The sequence below is a fragment of the Kitasatospora sp. MBT66 genome (genome assembly GCF_000710405.2).
GTDB lineage: Bacteria > Actinomycetota > Actinomycetes > Streptomycetales > Streptomycetaceae > Kitasatospora > Kitasatospora purpeofusca.
In genome coordinates, this window is sequence record NZ_JAIY01000002.1 from 1 (window position 1) to 22,446 (window position 22,446).

Here is a 22,446-nt window from a genome sequence, read left to right on the forward strand (position 1 = left end):
CCGCACCTTCATGGCCTGGCCGGCCCTGCCCTCGGTCTGGCGGACCCAGCTGTCCGCCGTCCGCGACGACATCGCCAAGCTGGCCCACGAGATCTCCCGCTACGAGCCGGTCGTCGTGGTGGCCCGCCCCGGGCAGGCCGCCGACGCCCGCTACTACTGCGGATCCGGCGCCTACTACCGCATCACCGTGGTCGAGATCTCCAACGACGACCTCTGGATCCGCGACTTCGGGCCGACCTTCGTGGTCGGGCCGGGCACGATCGCCGGTGTCGACACCAACTTCAACGGCTGGGGCAAGGACGGCACGCCCTACTACCAGCGGTACGCCGAGGACGCCGCCGTCGCGGGCACCCTGCTCGCCGAGTACGGGGTGGACCGGATCCGGGCCCCCTTCGTCGGCGAGGGCGGCGCCCTGGAGACCGACGGCGAGGGCACCCTGCTGGCCACCGTCAGCTCCTGGGTGAACCCCAACCGCAACCCCGGCATGTCCCAGGACGAGGTCGAGCGCGCCCTGCGCGGCACGCTCGGGATGGACAAGGTGATCTGGCTGGACGGCGTGGCCGGCCAGGACATCACGGACGCCCACATCGACTGCCTGGCCCGCTTCACCGCGCCCGGCCGCGTTCTGCTCGACCGGCCGGGGCCCGGCACGGACCAGGTCTGGGTCAAGGTCTACGAGCAGGCCAAGCGGGCCCTGAGCACGGCCACCGACGCCCGCGGCCGCGCGCTCACCGTGGTCGAGCTGCCCGCCCCGGACCGCAAGCGGATCCGCGGCCGCGACCTCGGCAAGGACTTCCTCTCCAGCTACAGCAACTTCTACGTGGCCAACGGCGCCGTGTTCGTCCCCCAGTTCGGCCACGGCGCGGCCGACGCACGGGCCCGCGCCATCCTCCAGGCCGAGTTCCCGACCCGCGACATCGTCCAGGTCGACATCGACAACATCGCCTCGGGCGGCGGCGGCATCCACTGCGCCACCCAGTCGCAGCCGTCCGTCCCGCCGCTCCGCTGACTCCTCGGCGGCCCGTCCGTCCCCCACGGAGACGGGCCGCCGGGGCTCCCCGCCCACCCGGTGGCAACCGGTCCCGCAGCACCGGTCCGGCAGTACCAGTCCCGCAGTACCAGTCCCGCAGCACCCGGCCGGCCCGCGCACCCGACGCGGCGGGCCCGGCCGGGCCCGAAGAGAACGAGGATCCCCATGACCCACCGCATGCCCGCCGAGTGGACCGAGCACGACGGCTGCCTGATGGCCTGGCCGGTCCGGCCGGACCTGTGGGGCGACCACCTCGACGAGGTGAAGCGCGAGTACGCGGCCGTCGCCCGGGCCATCGCCGAGTTCGAGCCCGTCACCATGGTGGCCCCGCCCGGCCACGGCGACGAGGCCCGCACCCTGTGCGGCCCCGGCCTGACCGTCGTCGAGATCCCGCAGGACGACTCCTGGTTCCGCGACTCCGCGCCGATCTTCGTCCTGGACGAGGAGGGCCGCCGGGCCGGCGTCGACTTCCGCTTCAACGCCTGGGGCCGCAAGCACCACCCCTGGGACGCCGACGACCGGATCAGCGGCCTGCTGCTGGAGCACCTCGACGTGCCGGCGATCCGCTCCGAGATGATCCTCGAAGGCGGCGCGATCACCGTCGACGGCGAGGGCACGCTGATCACCACCGAGCAGTGCCTGCTCCACCCCAACCGCAACCCCGAGCTGGGCCGCGAGGAGATCGAGGCCGAGCTGAAGGCCCGGCTCGGCGTCACCAAGATCATCTGGCTGCCCTACGGCGGTGCCCTGGACACCGAGACCGACGGCCACGTCGACGGCGTCTGCGCCTTCGCCGCCCCCGGCAAGGTCGTGGTGCAGCTGCCCGCCGACCCCGCGCACCCCGACTACGTGCGGATGCGCGCCAACCGCACGGTGCTGGAGCACTCCACCGACGCCCAGGGCCGCCCGTTCGAGATCGTCGACGTCACCCAGGCCGCCTTCGTCGAGGTCGACGACGTCCGGGTCGAGGTCGGCTACCTGAACTTCTACCTGGCCAACGGCGGTGTCGTCGTCCCCGTCGCCGACCACCCCGAGGACGCCGGCGCGCTCGCCGTGATCGCCGCCGCGTTCCCCGACCGCAAGGTCGTCGGCGTGCGGGCCCGGGTGATCGCCTTCGGCGGCGGCGGCGTCCACTGCATCACCCAGCAGATCCCGGCCGCCCGCGCCTGACCCAGCCAGCGAACGGAGAACCACCCTCATGACTCCCACCGCACCCGCCAGACGCACCCGGACCCGGCGCCCGCTCCTCGCCGCCACCGCGCTGCTCGGCGCCGCCGCCCTGGTCGCCGCCTGCGCGGGCCCGCCCCGCGGCGGCTCCAGCGACCGGGCCGACGTCCAGCTGTCGCCCTCCAGCCCGCCGGCCGCCGGCGACATCGACTCCTTCACCTGGGCCACCTACGCCGAGCCGCCCACCCTGGACTACCTCCAGGCCTTCGACTACCCGCAGAACACGGTGCTGTCGAACGTCTGCGAGAGCCTGATGCGCTGGACGCCCCAGCTCACCCTGGCCCCCGGCCTGGCCGAGAAGGCGTCCAACCCCGACCCCACCACCTGGGTCTACGACCTGCGCTCCGGTGTGCACTTCCACGACGGCTCGGTGATGACCGCCGAGGACGTCGTGTACAGCCTCGGCCGGCAGATGAACCCCGACAACGCGGCGGCCTGGGCCCAGAACCTCCAGAACGTCGACACCGTCACCGCGACCGGCCCGCTCCAGGTCACCGTCAAGCTCAAGCGGCCCGACTCCCAGTTCCCGCAGTACATGGCCACCGCCGCCGGCGTCGTCGCCGCCAAGGCCGGGGTGGAGGCCGCCGGCCGGGACTACGGCACCGGCGGGAGCCTCGACTGCACCGGGCCGTTCAAGCTCGGCAGCTGGACCAAGGGCCAGTCGATCGAACTCCAGCGCTTCGACGGCTACTGGGGCACCCGGGCCAAGGCCGGCACGGTCGTGTTCCGCTTCCTCACCGACCCCTCCGCGCGCACCAACGCCATGCTCAGCGGCGAGGTCGACGGCGGCTACCTGATCCCCACCGAGAGCTACGACCGGCTCCGCAACGGCGGCACCGGCACCCTGTACTTCGGCGAGGGCCTCAGCACCGTCAACCTCAACGTCACCAGCATGGACGGCCCGCTCGGCGACCTCCGGGTCCGCCAGGCGCTGTCGCTGGCCCTCGACCGCACCGGCTTCGTCCGCACCGGCCTCGCCGGCGCCGGCACCGTCACCGGCTCGCTCACCACCCGGGCCGCCTGGGGCACGCTGCCCGAGGACGTCCGCACCGCCGCCTTCGCCCACCTCACCCCCACCGACCAGGACATCGAGCGCGCCAAGGCCCTGGTCAAGGAGGCCGGTGCCAGCGGCCGCACCCTCACCGTCGCCACCAGCAGCATCGGCCAGGACGTCTCGCTGCTCGCCACCGCCGTCCAGTCCGCCGGCGCCCGGATCGGCCTCAACATCCAGCTGCGGACCATCGCTCCGAACGCCTTCACCTCGCTGTTCACCGACCCCAAGGCGCGCGAGGGCCTGGACATGTTCCCGGAGACCTACTACGACTCCATCACCGACCCGCTCGACCTGCTCGCCAACTTCCGCACCGGCGCCTACCAGAACTTCGCCGGCTACAGCGACCCGGCCTACGACGAACTGGTCGACCGGGCCTCCGCCGAGTACGACCCGGCCAAGCGCGGCGCGATCGAGGCGCAGCTCCAGCGGACGGCCTCCGAGAAGCTGCTGTGGATCCCGGTCGCCGAGTGGCCCACCGCCCTCTTCCTGAACAAGCGCATCACCGGCGCCCCGACCACCATCTCCTACCTGTACTACCCGTGGGCCGCCGACGTGGGGGCCGCGCGGTGACCTTCCTGCGATTCGCCGTCCGACGGCTGGTCGAAATGGCCGTCACCCTGCTCGGCGCCTCCTTCGTCGTCTTCGGGGCGATGTACCTGGCGCCGGGCAGCCCGGCGAGCTTCCTGCTGTCCGGGCGCTCGGCCTCCCCGGCCGCCCTGCAGGCGATCAACGAGCAGTACCACCTGGACGACCCCTTCCTGGTGCGCTACCTCCGCTGGCTCGGCCAGGTGCTGCAGGGCGACTTCGGACGCTCCCTCACCTACCGCACCGACGTGTCGGGCCTGCTCGCCGACCGCCTGCCCGCCACCCTGCTGCTGGTGGCCATGGCCCTGCTGGTGGTCGTCGTGATCGGCCTGGTGCTCGGCTGGATCGGCGCCGTCCGCGGCGGCGCGACCGACTCCGCGATCCTGGTCACCACCACCCTCGCCGTCGGCACCCCCTCCTTCGTCGCCGCGGTGCTGCTCCAGGGCCTGTTCGCGGTCAAGCTGGGCTGGTTCCCGACCAGCGGCGCGGGCGACGGCCTGCTCGACATGGCCTGGCACCTCACCCTGCCCGCGATCGCCCTCGCGCTCTACCTGATCGGCATGCTCGCCCGGGTCACCCGCTCGGCGATGCTGGACGCCCTGGAGGGCGAGCACGTCACCGTCGCCCGCAGCCGGGGCGTGCCCGAGCGCGAGGTGATCCGCCGGCACGTGTTCCGCAACTCGCTGGGCACCGTGCTCACCACCGGCGGCCTGATCGTCTCCACCCTGCTGGTCTGCACGATCCTGGTGGAGTCCGCGTTCAGCGTCGGCGGCCTCGGCCAGCTCCTCGAACTGTCCACCACCACCAAGGACTTCCCGACCGTCCAGGCCATCTCGCTGATCATCGTGGCCCTGTTCATGACGGTGAACCTGCTCGTCGACCTGCTCCACCCGCTCGTCGACCCCCGGGTCACCCTCGGCTCCAGGAGGTCCGACGCATGAGTGTCGCCCTCGCCCGGCGGCCCGGCCTCGCCCGGGTCAAGTCCGCCCGCGCCCCGCTCTACCGGATCTGCCTCGGCCTCGCCGCCCTGGTCGTGCTCGCCGCGCTGCTCGCCCCCTGGCTGGCACCCGACGACCCCAACACCGTCGACCTCGGCAACGCCCTCGCCGGTCCCTCCGCCGACCACCTGCTCGGCGTGGACGCGGCCGGCCGCGACACCCTCGCCCGGCTGCTGATCGGCGCCCGCACCTCGCTGCTCGGGCCGCTCGGCGTGGTCGTCTTCTCCACCGTCGCCGGCGTCGCCGTGGGCCTGCTGGCGGGCTGGCGCGGCGGCTGGATCGACTCCGTGCTGTCCCGCAGCACCGAACTGGTCTTCGCCTTCCCCGGCATGCTGCTCGCCATCCTGATCGTCGCGGTCCACGGCGAGGGCCTGATGGCCCCCGTCGTCGCCCTCGCGATCGCCTACCTGCCCTACGTCTCCCGCCTGACCCGCTCCCTGGTGCTGGCCGAACGCATGCGGCCCTACGTCTCCGCCTACCAGGTCCAGGGGCACTCGGCCATCCAGATCTGCCTGCGGCACGTCCTGCCCAACATCGCGCCGATCGTGCTCGCCCAGTCCACCGTCAACTTCGGATACGCCCTCATGGACCTGGCCGGCCTGTCCTTCCTCGGACTCGGCGTCCCCGCCCTCACCCCCGACTGGGGCCGCATGGTCTTCGACGGCCAGACCGCGATCCAGCACGGCTACCCGCTCTCCGCGATCCTGCCCTGCGTCCTCATCGTGCTCACCGTCGTCGCCTTCAACGTCGTCGGCGAGCGCTGGGCCGACCAGGTCGCCCGGAGGACCACGTGAACGCCCTCGACGTCCGGGAGCTGCGCCTGCGCCTGCCCGGCACCGCCCGCCCGGTGCTCGACGGGGTCGACCTCACCGTCGCCCCCGGCGAGACCGTCGCCCTGGTCGGCGAGTCCGGCTCCGGCAAGTCCCTCACCTCGCGCGCCGCCCTCGGCCTGCTGCCGCCCGGCGCCGTCCCCGCCGGCGAGGTCCTCGTCGACGGCCGGGACGTCCTCACCATGGACGCCGCCCGGCTGCGCGAACTGCGCACCGGCCGGGCCGCGATGGTCTTCCAGGACCCGCGGGCGGCCGTCAACCCGCTGCGCCGCATCGGCGACTTCCTCACCGAGAGCGTCCGCCTCACCGGCACCATGAGCGCCGCCGACGCGGACCGGCGCGCCGTCGAACTCCTCGACGCCGTCGGCCTCGGGCCCGAGCTGATGCGCCGCTACCCCGGCCAGCTCTCCGGCGGCATGCTGCAACGCGTCATGATCGCCGCCGCCCTGATGGGCGACCCGGTCCTGCTGCTCGCCGACGAGCCCACCACCGCGCTCGACGTGACCAGCCAGGCCGAGGTCATCGCCCTGCTGGACCGGCTGCGCGAACGCTTCGGCACCGGCCTGCTGTTCGTCACCCACGACCTGGGCCTCGCCGCCGCCATCAGCGACCGGGTCTACGTGATGTACGCGGGCCGGATCGTCGAGTCCGGACCGGCCGAGGCCCTGTTCGAAGGACCCCGCCACCCCTACACCGCGGCGCTGCTCTCCTCCACCCCGCGGCTGGACGGCCCGACCGGCCGCCTCGCCGCGATCGACGGCCAGCCGCCGGACCTGCGGCAGGAGCTGACCGGCTGCGCGTTCGCCGCCCGCTGCCGGTACGCGACCGACCTCTGCCGGGAGGAGGCCCCCGCGCTGCGCCCGGCCCCCGGGCGGCCCGGGCAGCCGGCCGCCTGCCACCACCCGCTCGAAGGGAGCCCCGCCGATGTCTGAGGCAGCCCCGAGGACCGCCGCGCCGGACACCGCTGCTCTGGAGGTCACCGGCCTGTGCCGGACCTTCGGCGCCGTCCGGGCCGTGGACGAGGTCTCCTTCACCCTCCCCGCCGGCGGCTCGCTCGGCATCGTCGGCGAGTCCGGCTCCGGCAAGACCACCACCGCCCGGATCGTGGTCGGCCTCGAACGGGCCGACGCGGGCCGGGTCCTGGTGAAGGGCCGGGCCCGCGCCGGCGGCGCCCGGGGCAGGGCCGGACGCCTCGCCCGCGCCCGCGAGGTCCAGATGGTCTTCCAGGACCCGTACCTCTCGCTGGACCCGCGCACCAGCGTCGAGGCCGCCCTGCGGGAGACCCTGCGGCTGCACTTCCCCGGTGCCGACCACCAGGCCCGGATCAAGGAGCTCCTGGACCAGGTCGGCCTCGGCACCCGGGCGGCCGAGGCGCTGCCCCGGCAGCTCTCCGGCGGCCAGCGCCAGCGCGTCGCCATCGCCCGGGCGCTGGCCGTGCAGCCGGCCGTCCTGGTGCTGGACGAGGCGGTCGCCGCACTGGACGTCTCGGTCCAGGCCCAGGTGCTCAACCTGCTCGCGGACATCCGCGAACAGACCGGCATCGGCTACCTGTTCATCACCCACGACCTCGGCGTGGTCCGCTGCGTCACCGACGAGGTCGTGGTCATGCGGCACGGACGGATCGTCGAGGCCGGCCCCACCGCGACGGTCCTCGACGACCCGCAGCACGCCTACACCCGGCTGCTGCTGGAGTCCGTGCCCCGGCCCGGCTGGGATCCCGACCGGATCGCCGCCGCGCGCCGGGCCCTGTGAGCCCCCCGGCCCGGCAGCCGCTCGGGGTCTGCCGGGCCGGGGTCCCGTCCCCTTCCGGGGGCCGTCGGTGGCGGGTCCGGGATTCACCCCGATGGCGGGTACCTGCCGGGGCCGGTCCTGACCCGGCTTTCAGTAGCGTGCGGGACCGTACCCCCTCAGGCACCTACCGGAACGAGGCCCCATGGCTCACCCGGCCCGCCCGGCTCACCCCGGGCCGTCCCGCCGTTCGCTGCTGCGCTCCGGAACGGCGCTCGCCGCCCTGGCCCTGACCGCCGGCTGCTCCTCCGACGGCGGTGACGAGCAGCCGCCGAGCCCCGCCGGCACCGCCTCGGCCCCGACGCCGTCCGCCTCCGGCAGCCCGGCGGCCGCGGCCGCCCGCTCGATGCCGGCCGAGTCGACCCCGCACACCCGCACCTTCATGGCCTGGCCGGCCCTGGAGGAGGTGTGGGGCGACCAACTGGCCGGCGTCCGGGAGGACATCGCCGGGCTGGCCCGTGCCGTCGCCGGCTTCGAGCCGGTGGTGCTGCTGGCCCGCCCCGACCAGGCCGAGCAGGCCCGGCAGGCCTGCGGCTCCACGGTCGAGGTGCTGGAGCTGATGGTCGACGACCTGTGGGCCCGCGACACCGGCCCGACCTTCGTCACCGGCCCGCAGGGGCTCGCCGGGGTCGACCTGAACTTCAACGGCTGGGGCAACAAGCAGACCCACGCCAACGACAGCCAGGTCGCCCGCAACCTCCTCGACCACTACGGCATCCCGCGGATCCAGGCGCCGATCACCGGCGAGGGCGGCGGCATCGAGGTGGACGGCGAGGGCACCCTGATGGCCACCGAGAGCTCCTGGGTCAACCCCAACCGCAACCCCGGCAAGAGCCGGGACCAGATCGAGGCGGCCTTCAAGGACCTGTTCGGCGTCAGCACCGTGCTGTGGTTCCAGGGCGTCGCCGGTCAGGACATCACGGACTGCCACATCGACGCCCTGGCCCGCTTCGCCGAGCCCGGCACCGTCGTCATCCACCGCCCCGGCCCGGACACCCCGCCGGACATCTGGACCACCGCCTCCGACCAGGCCCTCCAGGTCCTCGGCTCGGCGAAGGACGCCCGGGGCCGCACCCTCAAGGTCGTCGACCTCCCCGAACCCGACATCGACCTGATCCCCGGTGCCGGCAAGGACTTCCTCGCCACCTACCTCAACTACTACGTCTGCAACGGCGGCGTCATCGTGCCGCGCTTCGGCGACCGGGCCGCCGACGACCGGGCCGCCGGCATCATCGGCGACCTCCACCCCGGCCGGAAGGTCTCCCAGGTGTCCATCAACCACATCGCCTCCGGCGGCGGGGGCATCCACTGCGCCACCCAGCAGCAGCCCGTCGCCCCCGGTACCAGCCCGACGTGAGCGGGCGCCGGCTGCGGGACCGCCGCTTCCTCCTCGTCCTGCTGATCCTCGCCGTGCTGTGCTCGGCCGGCATCGCCCTGTACTTCAACGAGCGCAACACCCGTCAGCAGACCCGGGAGCTCTCCCTCCCCACCACCGGCGACTGGGTCGAACTCGACGTCACCTCGCAGGACATCGACGCCGCCGGCGGCGAGATGACGCTCTACGTGGTGCCCGTCCCGCACGGCACCCTGGCCCAGGACCCGGAGTCCGGCACCTTCACCCGCCGGGTCGACATCACCGTCCGCGCCACGACCCGCACCGAGCTGCGGGCCGACCCGGGGGAGGCGGCGACGCCCAAGCCGGTGTCGGCCAACCTCTACAACGGCACCCCGACCGACTACCCCTTCGACCGCTACCGCTTCGAGGTGCTGTTCTCGGCCGCGGACGCCACCGGCGCCGTCCCGGTCGGGGTGGTGTTCGGCGACGCCGACCCGTTCTTCGTCGTCCGCCCGACCGGCACCCCGTACGGGGCGGAGGGCACCGTGTTCGAGGGGCGGGTGAGCAGGGCGCGGAGCACCTTCATCCTGGCCTGGTTCATGATCGCGGCGATGTGGGCGCTGGCGTTGGCGGTGCTGGCCGGGGCGGAGGTGCTCTACCGGGGCCGGCAGGGCATGGTGTGGCCGTCGCTGGGGTGGATGGCGGCGACCCTGTTCGCGCTGATCGGCATGCGCAACGCCGCGCCCGGCGCGCCGCCGATCGGCTCGCTGATCGACTATGTGGCCTTCTTCTGGGCGGAGGGCATCATCGCGGCATGCCTGGTGGTCACGGTGGTCTCGGGCAGCCGGGTCGAGCACCGCAAACGGGTCGACGCCGTCGAGCCGGCCGGGGCGGGGCCGTGAAGGGTGGGGGCGGGGTCGTGAAGGGTGGTGAGGCTCAGCGGCGCGGGCCGACCGTCGAGGCCAGCGAGTCCAGCAGGGTGCGCAGCACCAGGGCGGCGTCCACCGTGCCGTCCAGCGAGCCGATGGCGGCGATGCCGTCCACGGCGGCGGCGAAGGCCTCGCCGAGCGGGGCCGGATCGGTGTCGCCGCCGCGCTCGTCCACGAGCGCCCGGAACAGCCGGACGAAGCAGGACCGCCACCGCCCGTACTCGGCCTCCAGGGCGACCCGGACCCGCTCGTCGTTGAGGGCGAGCCAGTGCAGGGCGGCGTGCAGGCGGGCGAGGTCGGGGCTCTCGGGGCGGGTGAGCAGGGTCAGCACCCGTTCGGCCCGCTCGGCGTAGCCGCCGGGGTCGGCCACGGCCTCCTCCAGCGGGGCGATCCACTCGGGCCTGATGTCCGCGACCACGGCCACGATCAGGTCGCTGCGGTCGGCGAAGTGGTAGTGGCACATCCCGTGCGAGACCCCGGACAGCGCGGCCACGTTGCGGGTGGTGAACCGGCCCGCCTCGCCGCCCGCGAGCAGGATCCGGGCCGCCGCGATGAGCCGGGTCCGGGTCTGCTCGCCCTTGGCGGACGTCCGGGCGCGGCCGGCGCCGGCCGTCCGGGGGGCGGTGGCCGCGGCCCTGGTGGCGGTCGTGCCCTTCGTGTCGGCCGCGTCCTGAGTGGTGGCCGGGTCCGCGCCCGTCGCCTGTGTCGCCATGGCGGTCACTGTAACGACTGCCGGGCCCGGGGGAGGGGCCAAAGCTGCGCAAAGTATTGACCGAGCGCTTGGTCAGTTCTACCTTTTCGGTCAACTGCTCGACGAGCAGGGCACCTTGACACGGAGGCAGTGATGAACGACCGCTCCAGATCCGACAGAGCGACCGGCGGACCGACCGACGCGAGCACCGCCGACAGCCTCGACCGCCGCCGGTTCCTGGCCGTCGCGGGCCTGGCCGCCGCCGGCACCGCGCTCACCGTGGCGACCGGAGGGCCGGCCGCGGCCGCAACCGCCGGCCGCCGCAGCACCGAGGCGGGCCGGGCCGCCGCGGCCGCCGGCTTCCGGGTGCCGATCGACACCCTGCGCCACACCCGCACCTGGATGGCCTGGCCGGACAGCACCGGCATCTGGCGCAGCAAGCTCGCCGGCGTCCAGTCGGACATCGCGCTGATCGCCAAGACCATCGCGAAGTACGAGCCGGTGACCATGTGCGCCAACCCGGCCAGCGTCGCCAAGGCCCGCTCGATGTGCGGCTCGGCGGTCACCGTGATCGGGGACATCCCGGTCGACGACTGCTGGATGCGGGACACCGGTCCGGTCTTCCGCACCGACGGCGCCGGCGGCCTCGACACCATCGGCCTCAACTTCAACGGCTGGGGCAACCACCAGACCCACGCCAACGACTCACTGGTCGCCGGACGGGTCGCCGCCTACCTGGGCCTGCCGTTCACCGCCGCCGGGCTGGTCGCCGAGGGCGGCGCGGTGGAGGCCGACGGGGCCGGCACCCTGATGGCCACCCGGAGCAGCATCCTCAACTCCAACCGCAACCCCGGCAAGTCCCAGGCCCAGGTCGAGAGCGCGCTGTGCGCCGCGTTCGGCGCCTCCAAGGTGATCTGGTTCGCGGGCATCGCCGGCCAGGACATCACCGACGACCACGTGGACGCCACCTCCCGCTACCTCGGCGGCACCACGGGCGTGGTCCAGATGCCGCTGTCGGGCGACACCGACGCCTGGTCCCAGGACGCGCGCCAGCAGTACCAGATCCTCTCGGCCGCCACCAACGCCCAGGGGTCGCGGTACACGGTCAGCCAGATCCAGGGGCCCAACTACAACCTCATCCGCTCCACCGACCCGAACTTCGTCGGCTCCTACGCCAACTACTACCTGTGCAACAACGCGGTGATCTCCGCCCAGTTCGGTGACACCCGGGCCGACAGCGCGGCGAAGGCCACCCTGGCCCGCCTGTTCCCCGGCCGCACCGTCGAGCAGCTCAACATCGACCGCCTCGGGGCGGGCGGCGGCGGGATCCACTGCGTCACCCAGCAGCAGCCCGCCGTGTGAACCGGCGGGGCCGGGTCCGGTGGGGCGGACCCGGCCTCGGAGGTACCGCCGGCCCAGGAGCGGGTGTCGGCCCAGGAGCGGTGCCGGCCGGTCAGCCGATGGCGGGGATGTCGTGGGTGGCGCAGTGGATCCCGCCCCCGCCGCCGGCGATCCCGTCGATCTTCACGGGGACGATCTCGCGGGTGGGGAAGTACTTCTTCATCACCTGCTGGGCGTGCTCGTCGGCCTTCTGGTCCCCGAACCTGGGCAGGTAGACGCCCTTGGTGCCGATGTAGAAGTTCATGTAGGAGGAGACGAAGGCATCGCCGCGCCCGGTGATCCGGTCCGGGTCGGGCTGCTGCAGCTCCACCACCTCCAGCTTCCGTCCGCGCGCGTCGGTGGCGTTCTTGAGCACGGAGCGGGCCTGGTCGGCGGAGCGGGACCACACGTCCGCAGGGGTGCCGGGGAACGCCTTGTCGAGCACGACGACCCCCGGCGCGACGAAGCGGACCAGGCAGTCCACGTGGGCGTCGGTGATGTCCTTGCCCTTGACCCCGGCCAGCCAGATCACCTTGGTGACCCCGAGCGCCTTCTTGAGCTCCGCCTCGACCTGGTCGCGGCTCATCCCGGGATTGCGGTTGGCGTTGACCACCGAGCTCTCGGTGACCAGCAGCGTGCCCTCGCCGTCGGTCTCGAAGGAGCCGCCCTCGGCGACCAGCCGGGTCTCGATCCGCTCGACGCCGTACTTGGACAGGACGGCGCGGGCCACCTTGGCGTCGTTGGCGTGCTGCTGCTTGCGGCCCCAGCCGTTGAAGTTGAAGTCGACGCCCTTGACCTTGCCGCCCTCCTCGACGAACACCGGCACGGTGTCCCGGGCCCACAGGTCGTCGACGGTGACCGGGACGACCTCGACGGCCGCGCCGCAGGCCTTCTGCGCGGCGTCCTTCTGGTCGGGGCGGGCCATCAGGACGACCGGCTCGCGGGCCGCGATCGCCTGGGCCAGACCGGCGACGTCCCGGCGGACCTCCGCGAGCTGCTCGCCCCAGATGTTCTCCGAGGAGGGCCAGGACATCACCGTGCGCAGGTGGTTCTCCCACTCGGCGCCGAAGCGGCGGGCGGCGGGCGCACCGGTGGCGGTGGGGGCGGCGGTGGCGGCGGTGGCGCTCGGAGTGCCGGGCGCCGCGGTGGGCGCGGCCGTGGGGGTGCCGGCCGGCGGAGTGGTGGGCTGTCCGGACGGCGGGAGGGCGCCGGTGCCGTCGAGGTCGCTCGCGCCGGTGGGGTCGCAGGCGGTGAGGCCGAGGACGAGGGCGCCGGCGCCGGCGCCGGCGAGCGAACGCATCACGGTACGGCGGGACATGGCGTTGGTCATACGGATCCTCCGGCTGGGACGGGGTCGGTGGGGGCGGGGCGCAGCTGGTCGGGGTGCTGCGGTCGGCGGCTGCTGCGGTCGGGCTGCTGTTCGCGGCTCGGGCGTGCGCGGACTACGGCAGGACCTGCGGCAGCGGCTCGTGCATGGTCGAGCAGTGGATGCCGCCGCCCCCGGCCATCAGGCGGTCGACGTCGATCTGCACCACCGTCCGGCCCGGGAAGGCCGCGGCGAGCGCCTCCTTCGCGGCGGCGTCCTTGTACGCGTCGCCGAACTGGGCGGTGATGACGCCGCCGTTGACGAGGTGGAAGTTGAGGTAGGAGTCGACGAACTTGGAGCTGCGGGAGCGGACGGTGTCCGGGCCGTGCACGGGGATCACCTGGAGCCGGCGGCCCCGGGCGTCGGTCGCGGCGGACAGGAGGGCGAACTGCTCACGGGCGTCCTTGGCCCAGGCGTCGTTGCGGTCGGCGGGCGGCAGCTGGACCATCACCACCCCGGGGCGGACGAAGCGCGAGGTGACGTCCACGTGGTCGTCGGTGATGTCCTGGCCCTTGATGCCCGGCAGCCAGATCATGGTGTCCGCGCCGTAGGCCTCCAGGACGGCGTCCTCGATCTCGTCCCGGCTCATGCCCCGGTTGCGGTTCTTGTTGACCAGGCTGCTCTCGGTGGCCATCACCGTGCCGTCGCCGTCGGTCTCGATCGCGCCGCCCTCGCCGACGAAGTCCGCGTAGGTGTACCGCAGGCCGCGCCGGGTGGCGAGGCGCTCGGCGACCAGGGCGTCGTCGTAGTGGACCTGCTTGTCGCCCCAGCCGTTGAAGTTGAGGACCACGGCGTCCAGGCCGCCGCGGCCGTCCAGGCGGAACACCGGCGCGGTGTCGCGCATCCACAGGTCGTCGGTCGGGATCGCGGTGATCACCTCCACCGCGGAGCCGCACCGGTCCTGGGCCTTGCCCGCCGTCCAGTCGTCGGGGGCGCACATCACCACCGGCTCGAACTCGGCGACGGTCCGGGCGATCAGGGCGATGTCCTCCTGGACCCCGCCCAGGCGCAGCCCCCACACACCGCGGCGGGAGGGCCAGGACATCCAGGTCCGCGCGTGCGGGACGTCGTCCGCCGGCACCCAGGGGAAGTCATCGGCGGTGCGGTCGTGCTGGAAGCGGGTCATGAGGGTCTTCTCCGATCGTGCGACGGTGCCGGGAGGGGTGCACTGGGCCATCGGATCCACTCTTCGCGCCACTACGCACCGGCGCACCACGGGAACGGCCGACGGCTGCACCCCGCCTGCGGTGTCAGCGTCGCACTGACTGAAAGTTCAGTCAAACTTCTCGGCGCGCCGTGACTGCTCGGCAGTATCGGAGTCACAAGGAGTGACGAACGGGGGTGTTCTGTCGGCGGATGCCCGGTTTGGCGGCTGCGCTCAGCAGTCGGGCCGGGGCCCCGAGGGCTCGATCCGGGACTTCGGGCGCTCGACCCGGGGTTCAGGAGCCGAGCCGGGCCACCTCGGTGTCGATCGCCTCGGACAGCAGCGTCCGGGCGTGCGCCAGCGGAAGGCTCCCGCTGAGCCAGCGCACGCTGAGGCCCTCCAGCAGTGCCGTCAGCCGCTCGGCGGCTCCGGCCAGGGCGACCGCCGAGGACATCGGCTGCACCACGCCGAGCAGCTCGGCGACCTCCTGCACCCAGATCCGGGTGGCCCGCGCCAGGTCCTCGCGCAGGGTCTCGTCGAACACCGCGCTCGCCCGCAGCTCGCCCCAGGCGGTGCTGTTCTCCCGCACCTCGACGGTGTCCTGGAGCTCCAGCAGCAGCGTCTGCTCCAGCTCCTCGCGTGCGGTCGGCGGCGGGGCGTCCGGGTCGCGCTCGGTCGTGTACCGCTCGGCCCGGTCGTTGATGAACTCCAGCGTCTGCCGGAGGATCCCGGTGCGGTCCTTGAAGTGGTAGTAGATCAGCGCGGTGGACACACCCGCCTCGGCCGCGAGCTCCTCCACCCGGAGTCCGCGCACCCCGCGCCGCGCGATCACCCGCGCGGCTGCTTCCATGATCGACGTTTTACGACTGGCCACGATCCACCACCTTACCCGGGTGCCGTATGCCGGTGCGCCCACCTGCTGAAAGTCCCGTCAGGTGGGGGATTCGGTGGTGCACGGACGGATTTCGGACAAAGTGGCTCCTGTGACGGACTTTCTCGGGGTCTGCACCGATTCATCACCCCGCGATCACTCTAGGGTGGCCCCGTCCCCGCCGGAGACCCCGGCGTCCGGGACGCCCTTCGTGCCCAGACCGGACCGGATTGGATCGAACATGAGTGCTCATCGGATGTGGAAGCGGGTGGCGACCGCCGTCGCCGCCCGGGGGACCGGCGCCGTCGCGGCGGCCTTCGCACTGGTCGTGGCCGTCCTCCTGGGCGGCACGGTGGCCGGCGCGACGGCGGCCGAGGCCAAGCCCGCCGGCTGGGGCTCGGGCCGGTGGGCCTGTGCCGGCGAGGCCGTCGACCCCGGCAACGTCAACACCGACCACGACCCCAAGGGCTGCGGCGGCCGCGGCTCCTGGTACCAGGAGCCGGCCAAGGACGGCATCTGGACCTGCTCCGGCTCCCCGGTGGTGGCCGGGTACGTGATCACCGATCACAGCAAGCCCGGCTGTCGCGGCATCGGCGCCTGGCGCCACAGCCTGGTCAAGGACGGCATATGGACGTGCTCCGGCTCGCCGGTCGTGCCCGGCTACGTCATCAGCAACCACCTGCGCGCCGGTTGCGGCGGCATCGGCTCCTGGCAGCACAACCTCCCGCACGACGGCATCTGGACCTGCTCGGGCTCCCCGGTCGTCACCGGCTACGTCATCACCGGGCACCAGCGGACCGGCTGTGACGGCGCCGGTGCGTGGCTCCACAACATCGCCCGGGTCGGCCTGCTGACCTGCCCCGGCTCGCCCGTCCCGGCCGGCTTCAGGTCCACCACCTACCAGGCCGGGGGCTGCAACGGCCTCGGCGCCTGGGTGCTCGCCCGCGCCTGACGCACCGGTGTCCGAAGGGACGGGGCGCCGACCGGGGGTACTGGTCGGCGCCCCGCCCCCGCCGCGCTACCGGGCCGGGTTCGCCAGGTCCTCCAGCGCGGCCTGCGCCGCGTTGTGCCCCGGGATCCCGCTGACGCCGCCGCCCCGGACCGCCCCCGCCCCGCAGAGCAGCACGTCCGGACGGGCCGTCGCCACGCCCCAGCGCTCGGCGGCACTGCCTTCGTGCGCCCCGGGCTCCTCGGGGAGGAACGGGAAGGCCAGGTCGCGGTGGAAGATGTGGCCGCCCGGCAGGCCGAGCTCCCGTTCCAGCTCCGGCGGCGTCCGCGCCTCGACGCAGGGCCGGCCGTCGGCGTCCAGGGCCAGGCAGTCGGCGATCGGCTCGGCCAACACCGCGTCCAGCTGCGCCAGGCTCGCGGCCAGCGCGCGTTCCTTCGCCGCCGGGTCGCCGAACAGCCGGGCCGGCATGTGCAGGCCGAACAGGGTCAGCGTCTGCAGCCCCTGCCGGACGGCCTCCGGTCCGAGGATCGAAGGATCGGTGAGGGTGTGGCAGTAGATCTCCGACGGCGGCGCCGAGGGCATCCGGCCGGCCGCCGCCTCCGCGTACGCCGTCTCCAACTGCCGGTAGCCCTCGGCGATGTGGAAGGTCCCGGCGAAGGCGTCGCGCGGGTCCGCGGCGGGGTCGCGCAGTCGCGGCAGCCGGCGCAGCACCATGTTGACCTTCAGCTGGGCGCCCTCCGGCGCGGGCCCCGGTGCGGTGCCGAGCAGCCGCGCCAGCGTCGCCGGCGCGGCGTTCACCAGCACCCGGCGCGCCGCCACCGTCGCCTCGCCGTCGGCGTGCCGGTACGACACCTCGGCCTCGACGCGCCCGTCGCCCGCGATCGCGGTGACCTCGTGCCCGGTCCGGATCTCCGCGCCGGCCGCCAGTGCCGCCGCGGCCAGGGCGTCCGTCACCGCGCCCATCCCGCCGACCGGCACGTCCCAGTCGCCCGTGCCGTTGCCGATCACGTGGTAGAGGAAGCAGCGGTTCTGCCGGAGCGCGGGGTCGTGGGCATGGGTGAAGGTGCCGATCAGCGCGTCCGTCAGGACCACGCCCCGCACCAGGTCGTCGGTGAAGGTCCGCTCGACCGTCTCGCCCAGCGGCCGTTCGAACAGGTCCGTCCAGGCGGCCCCGTCCCCGATCCGCCGGCGCAGCTCGTCCCGTGACGGCAGCGGCTCGGTGAGCGTCGGGAACACCCGCTCGGCGACCCGCCCGGTCGTCCCGTAGAACTCCCGCCAGGCCCGCCACTCCCGGTCCGACCCGGTCAGCGCCCGGAACGACTCCCCGGTCCGGCCGGGGTCGCCCGCGTCCACCAGCAGGCCGGTGGGCTTCCCGTCCCGGACGGCCGGGGTGTAGGAGGAGATCCGGCGCCGTCGCAGCTCCAGCCGCAGCCCGAGCTCCCGCACCACCTTCGCCGGCAGCAGGCTGACCAGGTAGGAGTACCGCGACAGCCTGGCGTCGACCCCCGGGAACGCAGCCGCGGACACCGCCGCCCCGCCCGTCCGCGCCAGCCGTTCGAGCACCAGCACCCGGTACCCGCCGCGCGCGAGGTACGCGGCGGCGACCAGCCCGTTGTGCCCACCGCCGACAATCACGGCGTCGTACCGCGAGGACCCGTTGGTAGCCATGCGGTCACGGTACGCCACGGCCCCGCCGCTCCGGAACAGCCGTGCACGGCGGTCGCGGCGGCGGCGCCGGGTTGCCGTCGGGCCGCCACCGGACTGCCACCGGACCGCCGTCGGGCGTCACGGCGGCGAGGTGCCGGGGCCCGCCGCTCCGTCGGACTCGGCGTGCTGCCAGGCCCGGGGCCAGTTGCCGGACGGCGGCGGCGGACCGGCGATCCCCAGGTCCTTCCGGGCGCAGAGGTAGAACCTGTCGCGCGCGTGGCTCAGTCGCTCCTCCGCCCGCACCCAGCCGGCGGCGTCGGACCGCAGGCCGCGGGCGTAGAGCTCCAGGTTCCAGCACTCCTCGTGCCACGACCGCGCCGCTTCGACCGTCGCGGCGTCGCCGACCAGCAGCATCGACTCCCACTCGGCGGCCCGCTCGGACTCCGCGCGGGCGAGGTCGGCCAGCCCTTCGTCAATCCCCAGCGGGTCCACCACGCCGTCGAAGTTGCGGGCGGCACCGAGTCTTTGGGCGATCCGGATCTGGGCCTTGAGCAGCTTCCCGTAGCTCGCGTAGATCTGGAAGCGCCGGTCGTCCCAGCGTTCGGCGCGGCCACGCCGCCAGCGGCTGCGTTCGGTGAGGCTCGCCGCCGCGTACGAGCCCACCGACCCGACGACGACGCCCGCCAGGGTGGGCAGTTGGTCCCAGAACGTCACGCTTCCTCCCCCAGGGCCCCGGTGACTGCCAGGAGCCCCAGGGTGGCACGGGGCCGGGAGGCGGGGAGCGGGAATCCCCCGGTTCAGAGGCGGTCGCCCTCGGGCCGGGTGGCGGGCCAGGCGGTGGGGTCGACGGTGAGCCAGGGGGCGGTGGCGAGGGTGGTGGGGGTGGTGCCGGTGAAGGTCCTGATGTCGCGGTGGAGATGGGACTGGTCGGTGTACCCGGTGTCGGCCGCCACCCGGGCGGCGCTGTGGCCCGCGGCGAGGCGGTGCGCGGCGTCGTCGAAGCGGACCAGCCGGGCCGCGTGCTTGGGGCCGAGGCCGGTCTGGGCGTGGAAGCGGGACCACAGCCGTTTGCGGCTCCAGCCGATCTCGGCGGCGATCCGCTCGATCCGCACCGCGCCCCGGTGGGTGACCAACTGGTCCCAGGCGAAGGCGATTTCGGGGTCAACCGGCCGGCCGTCCGTGTACCGGCGGACGAGTGCGGCCTCGGCGATCGCGAAGCGCTCGTCCCAGGAGGCGGTGGCGCGCAGGCGCTCCTCGGTCCGCGCGGCCTCGCGGCCCCACAGCTGGTCGAGCCCGACCACCGTGCCGCCCAACTCCGAGGAGGCGCCCAGGATCCGGTGCGCGACCGGCGGGGCGAGCCGGAGCTGCAGGCAGGTGATGGCACTGCCGTGGCCGCGTACGCCGCCGGGCGCGAGTCCGACCACGACACTGCCGTGCGCCCGGCGGCCGGTCCCGTCGTCGACGGCGAGCGGCGGGTCGCCGAGGTCGAGGGCGAGCGTCACGGCCGGGTACGGCACCACGTCCAGGTCGACCGGGGCGGAGGTGTGGAAGCCGGCCATGCCGACACCCCGGATACGGCAGGGGCGCGGGGGAGTTGCGATGTCCCACACCGGTGCGGGGGCGCGGGTCGGACCGACGGGGCGCATAGCGCCAGGCTACGCGACATTCGTCCAAGACGCGGGGCCGCGGGCGGCGCGACTCTGAGGTGGGCGGACCCACCGCCCCGTTCGGAGAGGACAGTTCGCGATGAACCCACCGGTCGAAGCAGCCAGTACCGGCACCACCCCCGCCACCACCCCCGCCACCGCCTACGGCTCCGCCGTCGAACTCGCCGCCGCCGTCCGCCGGAAGGAGGTGAGCCCGGTCGAGGTGGTCGAGGACTGCCTCGCCCGGATCGACGCCCTCGACCCGGCGCTGAACGCCTTCTGCTTCCGGGACGACGACGCCGTCCGCGCGGCCGCCTCCGCCGCCGCCGACGCGGTCGTCCGGGCCGGCTCCACCGACGGGCTCCCGCCGTTCCACGGCGTCCCGCTGCCGATCAAGGACCTGCTGGACGTGGCCGGCTGGCCCACCACGTACGGGTCCGCGGGCGCCGGCCGGGGCCCGGCCGAGCGCTCGGAGCCGCTGGTCCGCCGGTTCCTCGCCGCGGGGTTCGTCCTGCTCGGCAAGACCACCACCTCCGAGTTCGGCAGTCTGCCGTTCACCGAGAGCGAGGCGCTCGGCATCACCCGCAACCCGTGGGACCGGGAGCGGACGCCGGGCGGCTCGTCGAGCGGCGCGGGCGTCGCCGTCGCCGCCGGGATGGCGCCCCTCGCCCACGCCGAGGACGGCGGCGGGTCGATCCGCATCCCCGCCTCCTGCACCGGCCTGGTCGGCCTCAAGCCCACCCGGGGCCGGGTGACCAACGGGGCCGTCGTCGTGGAGGGGCTCGGCATCGGCGGCGTGGTCACCCGTACCGTGGCCGACACCGCGGCCGTGCTCGACGTGCTCGACCGCCACGATCCGGCCGCCTGGTGGTCGCCCCCGGCCCCGGACCGCTCCTTCGCCGACGCGATGTGGGCGGACCCGCCGGCCGGACTGCGGATCGGCGTCCTGGTGGACCCGCCGGTGGCCGGGATCACCGTCGACCCGGTCTGCGTGGCGGCCGTCGAGGCCGTGCTGCGCACGCTGGAGGCGGCGGGCCACCACATCGTCGACACCCCGCTGCCGCTGCCGCCGACCGAGGAACTGGTCACGGAGTTCACCGCGATGTGGAACATCGGCGCCGCCGGGGTTCCGCTGGCCGACCCGGAGCGGATCGAACCGCACAACCGGGCGCTGCGCGACGCGGCGCACGCGATCGACTCCTGGGCCTACGCGGAGGGGGTGCGGCGGGCCCAGCGGATGTCGCGGCGCATCGTCGAGGGCTTCGTCGCCGGGTTCGACCTGCTGGTGACGCCCACCATGGCCTGCCTGCCGCCGCGCGTCGGCGCCTGGCGGGCCGGTACCGACAGGGATCCGCTGGCGGCGCTGCGGAACAGCTACCCGATGGGGGTGTTCACCTCCCTGTTCAACGTGACCGGCCAGCCGGCCGTCTCGCTGCCCGTCCACCACGACGACGCGACCGGCCTGCCGGTCGGGGTCCAGCTCGTCGCCGCACCCTGGCGCGAGGACCTGCTGCTCCAGGTGTCCCGCACGCTGGAGCTGGCCCACCCCTGGGCCGACCGCCGCCCGCCCGGCCTGGGCTGAGGCCGCTCGCCCGGGCCGCGCCCGCTCGCCCGGGCCGCCAAGGGCCCGTGGATACTGATCGGATGCGAACGTACCCGACCGCCGCCGTCGCGGTGAACCTGCTGCTCGGCCTGCCGGCGGTGGTGCCGATCTGGCTCCTCTGGTACTTCGCCGTCAACTGGCCGCTCGCGGGGCTCGGTTGGACCGATCGCAACCCCACGGAGAACGACGGGATGCTGCCGTGGTTCATGCTCGCCGTGCCGGTGCTGTCGGTGTTCTCGGGCCTCTGGTGGCTGGCCAACCACCTGCTGCGCAGCCGCCGTCGGCACCGGTACGCGGACCGGGGCCCCGCCGGGGCGTACTGGACGACCAGCGCCCTGCTGACCCTGGTGCCCACGGGAGTGCTCATCGCCGTGCTGTAGCGGGGGCCGGGGCGGTCAGCAGGGCGGTCCCGGCGGCGAGCAGCGCGGTGAGGCCGGCCAGGACGAGGACGGTGCCGGGGGAGGTCCGGTCCACGACCCCGCCCCCGGTCAGCGCGGCGATCCCGATGGTGGCCTGGAACGACGAGGTGAACAGCACCCCGGCGGCCTCCGGGGCGTGCGGCGCCGCGGTGAGGAACCAGCTGAGCGAGCAGACCGGCACGGCTCCGTAGGCCGCTCCCCAGAGCAGCAGCAGGGCGGTGGCGCCCGCCCGGCCGTCGCCGAGCACCGGCAGCAGCAGCGTGGCGGCCGCGAGCAGGACGGCGACCGAGGCGAAGGTGGGCCGCAGGGCGCGGGCCGCGCGGGGGCCGGCGAGGAGGTTGCCGAGCAGTCCGGCCGCCCCGTAGGCGAGGAGCAGGGCGCCGATCGTGCCGGGGCCGACCCGGGTGACCTCGGTGAGGAAGGGGGTGACGTAGGTGTAGGCGCCGAAGTGCGCCAGCACGATCAGGAAGGTCACCGCGAGACCGGCCAGGGTGCCCCGGCCGGTGAGCAGTCCGCGCAGCACGCCGAGGCCGGTGGCGGCGGCCGGTGGCGGCAGCGGGGGAAGCGTCGCCAGCAGGGCGGCCAGCGCGAGCAGCGTCAGGGCGGCCATCGCGGCGAAGGCCGCGCGCCAGCCGGCGACGGAGCCGAGCAGGACCCCGGCCGGGACCCCGAGGACGGAGCCGAGCGGGACGGCCGTGAAGACCACCGTGTTGGCCCGGGCCTGCCGTTCGGCCCGGACGAGGCGCGGGGCGAGCCCGGAACCGATGGACCAGAAGGCGCCGATCACCAGGCCGAGGGCGACCCGGGCCAGCAGCACGGCGCTGTAGGCGGGCGCCATCGCGTTCAGCAGGTCCGCGAGGGCCAGGAGCAGCAGCAGGGCGCAGAGCACGGTGCGCCGGTCGGCCCGCCGGGTCGCGACGGTGACGACGGGTGCGGCCACGGCGGCGACCAGG

The 22,446-nt window shown here is 74.2% G+C and carries 21 protein-coding genes; 13 read left to right on the forward strand and 8 right to left on the reverse strand.

Going from position 1 to position 22,446, the window contains the following annotated elements; genetic code table 11:
* The 9 genes from BI06_RS01405 to BI06_RS01445 all read left to right on the forward strand — a co-directional run.
* The coding region (locus tag BI06_RS01405) for an agmatine/peptidylarginine deiminase (RefSeq protein ID WP_043464222.1) at positions 1–1,009 on the forward strand (1,009 nt) is incomplete at its 5' end.
* A 186-nt stretch (positions 1,010–1,195) separates the two neighbouring features.
* Positions 1,196–2,200 carry an agmatine/peptidylarginine deiminase gene (locus BI06_RS01410; protein WP_043464226.1) on the forward strand — a complete coding sequence of 335 codons (1,005 nt, stop codon included), beginning with the start codon at positions 1,196–1,198 and terminating at the stop codon, positions 2,198–2,200.
* A gap of 28 nt (positions 2,201–2,228) precedes the next feature.
* Complete coding sequence (locus BI06_RS01415; protein ID WP_043464229.1) at positions 2,229–3,881, forward strand: ABC transporter substrate-binding protein; 1,653 nt, start codon at positions 2,229–2,231, stop codon at positions 3,879–3,881.
* Positions 3,878–4,837: an ABC transporter permease gene (locus BI06_RS01420; protein ID WP_082558206.1), complete on the forward strand. Its 960-nt coding sequence runs from the start codon at positions 3,878–3,880 to the stop codon at positions 4,835–4,837. Before BI06_RS01415 ends, BI06_RS01420 begins: the two co-directional genes overlap by 4 nt.
* On the forward strand, positions 4,834–5,688 hold the full coding sequence (locus BI06_RS01425; RefSeq protein WP_043464232.1) for an ABC transporter permease: 855 nt from the start codon (positions 4,834–4,836) through the stop codon (positions 5,686–5,688). The genes BI06_RS01420 and BI06_RS01425 overlap by 4 nt, the downstream gene beginning before the upstream one ends.
* Positions 5,685–6,656 carry an ABC transporter ATP-binding protein gene (locus BI06_RS01430; RefSeq protein ID WP_043464235.1) on the forward strand — a complete coding sequence of 324 codons (972 nt, stop codon included), beginning with the start codon at positions 5,685–5,687 and terminating at the stop codon, positions 6,654–6,656. Before BI06_RS01425 ends, BI06_RS01430 begins: the two co-directional genes overlap by 4 nt.
* Complete coding sequence (locus BI06_RS01435; RefSeq protein WP_043464238.1) at positions 6,649–7,476, forward strand: ABC transporter ATP-binding protein; 828 nt, start codon at positions 6,649–6,651, stop codon at positions 7,474–7,476. Before BI06_RS01430 ends, BI06_RS01435 begins: the two co-directional genes overlap by 8 nt.
* Positions 7,477–7,657: 181 nt before the next feature.
* Entirely contained in the window at positions 7,658–8,869 is a 1,212-nt protein-coding gene (locus BI06_RS01440) for an agmatine deiminase family protein (protein ID WP_030394091.1), read from the forward strand.
* Positions 8,866–9,750 (forward strand): DUF4436 family protein, encoded by an 885-nt coding sequence (locus tag BI06_RS01445; RefSeq protein ID WP_051740094.1) that lies wholly within the window; start codon positions 8,866–8,868, stop codon positions 9,748–9,750. Before BI06_RS01440 ends, BI06_RS01445 begins: the two co-directional genes overlap by 4 nt.
* A 34-nt stretch (positions 9,751–9,784) precedes the next feature.
* Here the strand turns inward: BI06_RS01445 and BI06_RS01450 are convergent, their stop codons facing one another.
* Positions 9,785–10,489: a TetR/AcrR family transcriptional regulator gene (locus BI06_RS01450; RefSeq protein WP_055731099.1), complete on the reverse strand. Its 705-nt coding sequence runs from the start codon at positions 10,487–10,489 to the stop codon at positions 9,785–9,787.
* Positions 10,490–10,621: 132 nt separating this feature from the next.
* Here BI06_RS01450 and BI06_RS01455 point away from each other — a divergent pair, with 132 nt between their 5' ends.
* Positions 10,622–11,830 carry an agmatine/peptidylarginine deiminase gene (locus BI06_RS01455; protein WP_082558189.1) on the forward strand — a complete coding sequence of 403 codons (1,209 nt, stop codon included), beginning with the start codon at positions 10,622–10,624 and terminating at the stop codon, positions 11,828–11,830.
* 91 nt (positions 11,831–11,921) lie between these two features.
* Here the strand turns inward: BI06_RS01455 and BI06_RS01460 are convergent, their stop codons facing one another.
* The 3 genes from BI06_RS01460 to BI06_RS01470 all read right to left on the reverse strand — a co-directional run bounded on the left by BI06_RS01460 (position 11,922) and on the right by BI06_RS01470 (position 15,232).
* A complete protein-coding gene (locus BI06_RS01460) occupies positions 11,922–13,166 on the reverse strand; it encodes an agmatine deiminase family protein (protein ID WP_043464444.1) in 1,245 nt (414 codons plus the stop codon).
* Positions 13,167–13,290: 124 nt separating this feature from the next.
* A complete protein-coding gene (locus BI06_RS01465) occupies positions 13,291–14,340 on the reverse strand; it encodes an agmatine/peptidylarginine deiminase (protein WP_051740095.1) in 1,050 nt (349 codons plus the stop codon).
* A gap of 313 nt (positions 14,341–14,653) precedes the next feature.
* Positions 14,654–15,232 (reverse strand): TetR/AcrR family transcriptional regulator, encoded by a 579-nt coding sequence (locus BI06_RS01470; RefSeq protein WP_043464243.1) that lies wholly within the window; start codon positions 15,230–15,232, stop codon positions 14,654–14,656.
* Between the two features lie 238 nt (positions 15,233–15,470).
* Between BI06_RS01470 and BI06_RS01475 the strand changes: the two genes are divergently transcribed.
* Positions 15,471–16,181 (forward strand): hypothetical protein, encoded by a 711-nt coding sequence (locus tag BI06_RS01475; protein WP_199523221.1) that lies wholly within the window; start codon positions 15,471–15,473, stop codon positions 16,179–16,181.
* 66 nt (positions 16,182–16,247) lie between these two features.
* Here the strand turns inward: BI06_RS01475 and BI06_RS01480 are convergent, their stop codons facing one another.
* The 3 genes from BI06_RS01480 to BI06_RS01490 form a co-directional block, all read right to left on the reverse strand.
* Positions 16,248–17,846, reverse strand: a complete 1,599-nt coding sequence (locus BI06_RS01480; RefSeq protein WP_043464448.1) for an NAD(P)/FAD-dependent oxidoreductase — start codon at positions 17,844–17,846, stop codon at positions 16,248–16,250.
* Positions 17,847–17,963: 117 nt separating this feature from the next.
* Positions 17,964–18,539, reverse strand: coding sequence for a hypothetical protein (locus tag BI06_RS01485; protein WP_051740097.1), 576 nt, complete (start codon positions 18,537–18,539; stop codon positions 17,964–17,966).
* 83 nt (positions 18,540–18,622) lie between these two features.
* Positions 18,623–19,384, reverse strand: a complete 762-nt coding sequence (locus BI06_RS01490) for an AraC family transcriptional regulator (protein WP_199523224.1) — start codon at positions 19,382–19,384, stop codon at positions 18,623–18,625.
* A gap of 187 nt (positions 19,385–19,571) precedes the next feature.
* Here BI06_RS01490 and BI06_RS01495 point away from each other — a divergent pair, with 187 nt between their 5' ends.
* Positions 19,572–21,053: an amidase gene (locus BI06_RS01495; RefSeq protein WP_051740098.1), complete on the forward strand. Its 1,482-nt coding sequence runs from the start codon at positions 19,572–19,574 to the stop codon at positions 21,051–21,053.
* A 62-nt stretch (positions 21,054–21,115) separates the two neighbouring features.
* A complete protein-coding gene (locus tag BI06_RS01500) occupies positions 21,116–21,454 on the forward strand; it encodes a hypothetical protein (RefSeq protein WP_030394079.1) in 339 nt (112 codons plus the stop codon).
* Here BI06_RS01500 and BI06_RS01505 read toward each other — a convergent pair.
* Positions 21,438–22,446 (reverse strand): MFS transporter (locus tag BI06_RS01505; RefSeq protein WP_051740099.1); only part of this gene is annotated, 1,009 nt, incomplete at its 5' end. The two genes, BI06_RS01500 and BI06_RS01505, sit on opposite strands and share 17 nt — an antisense overlap.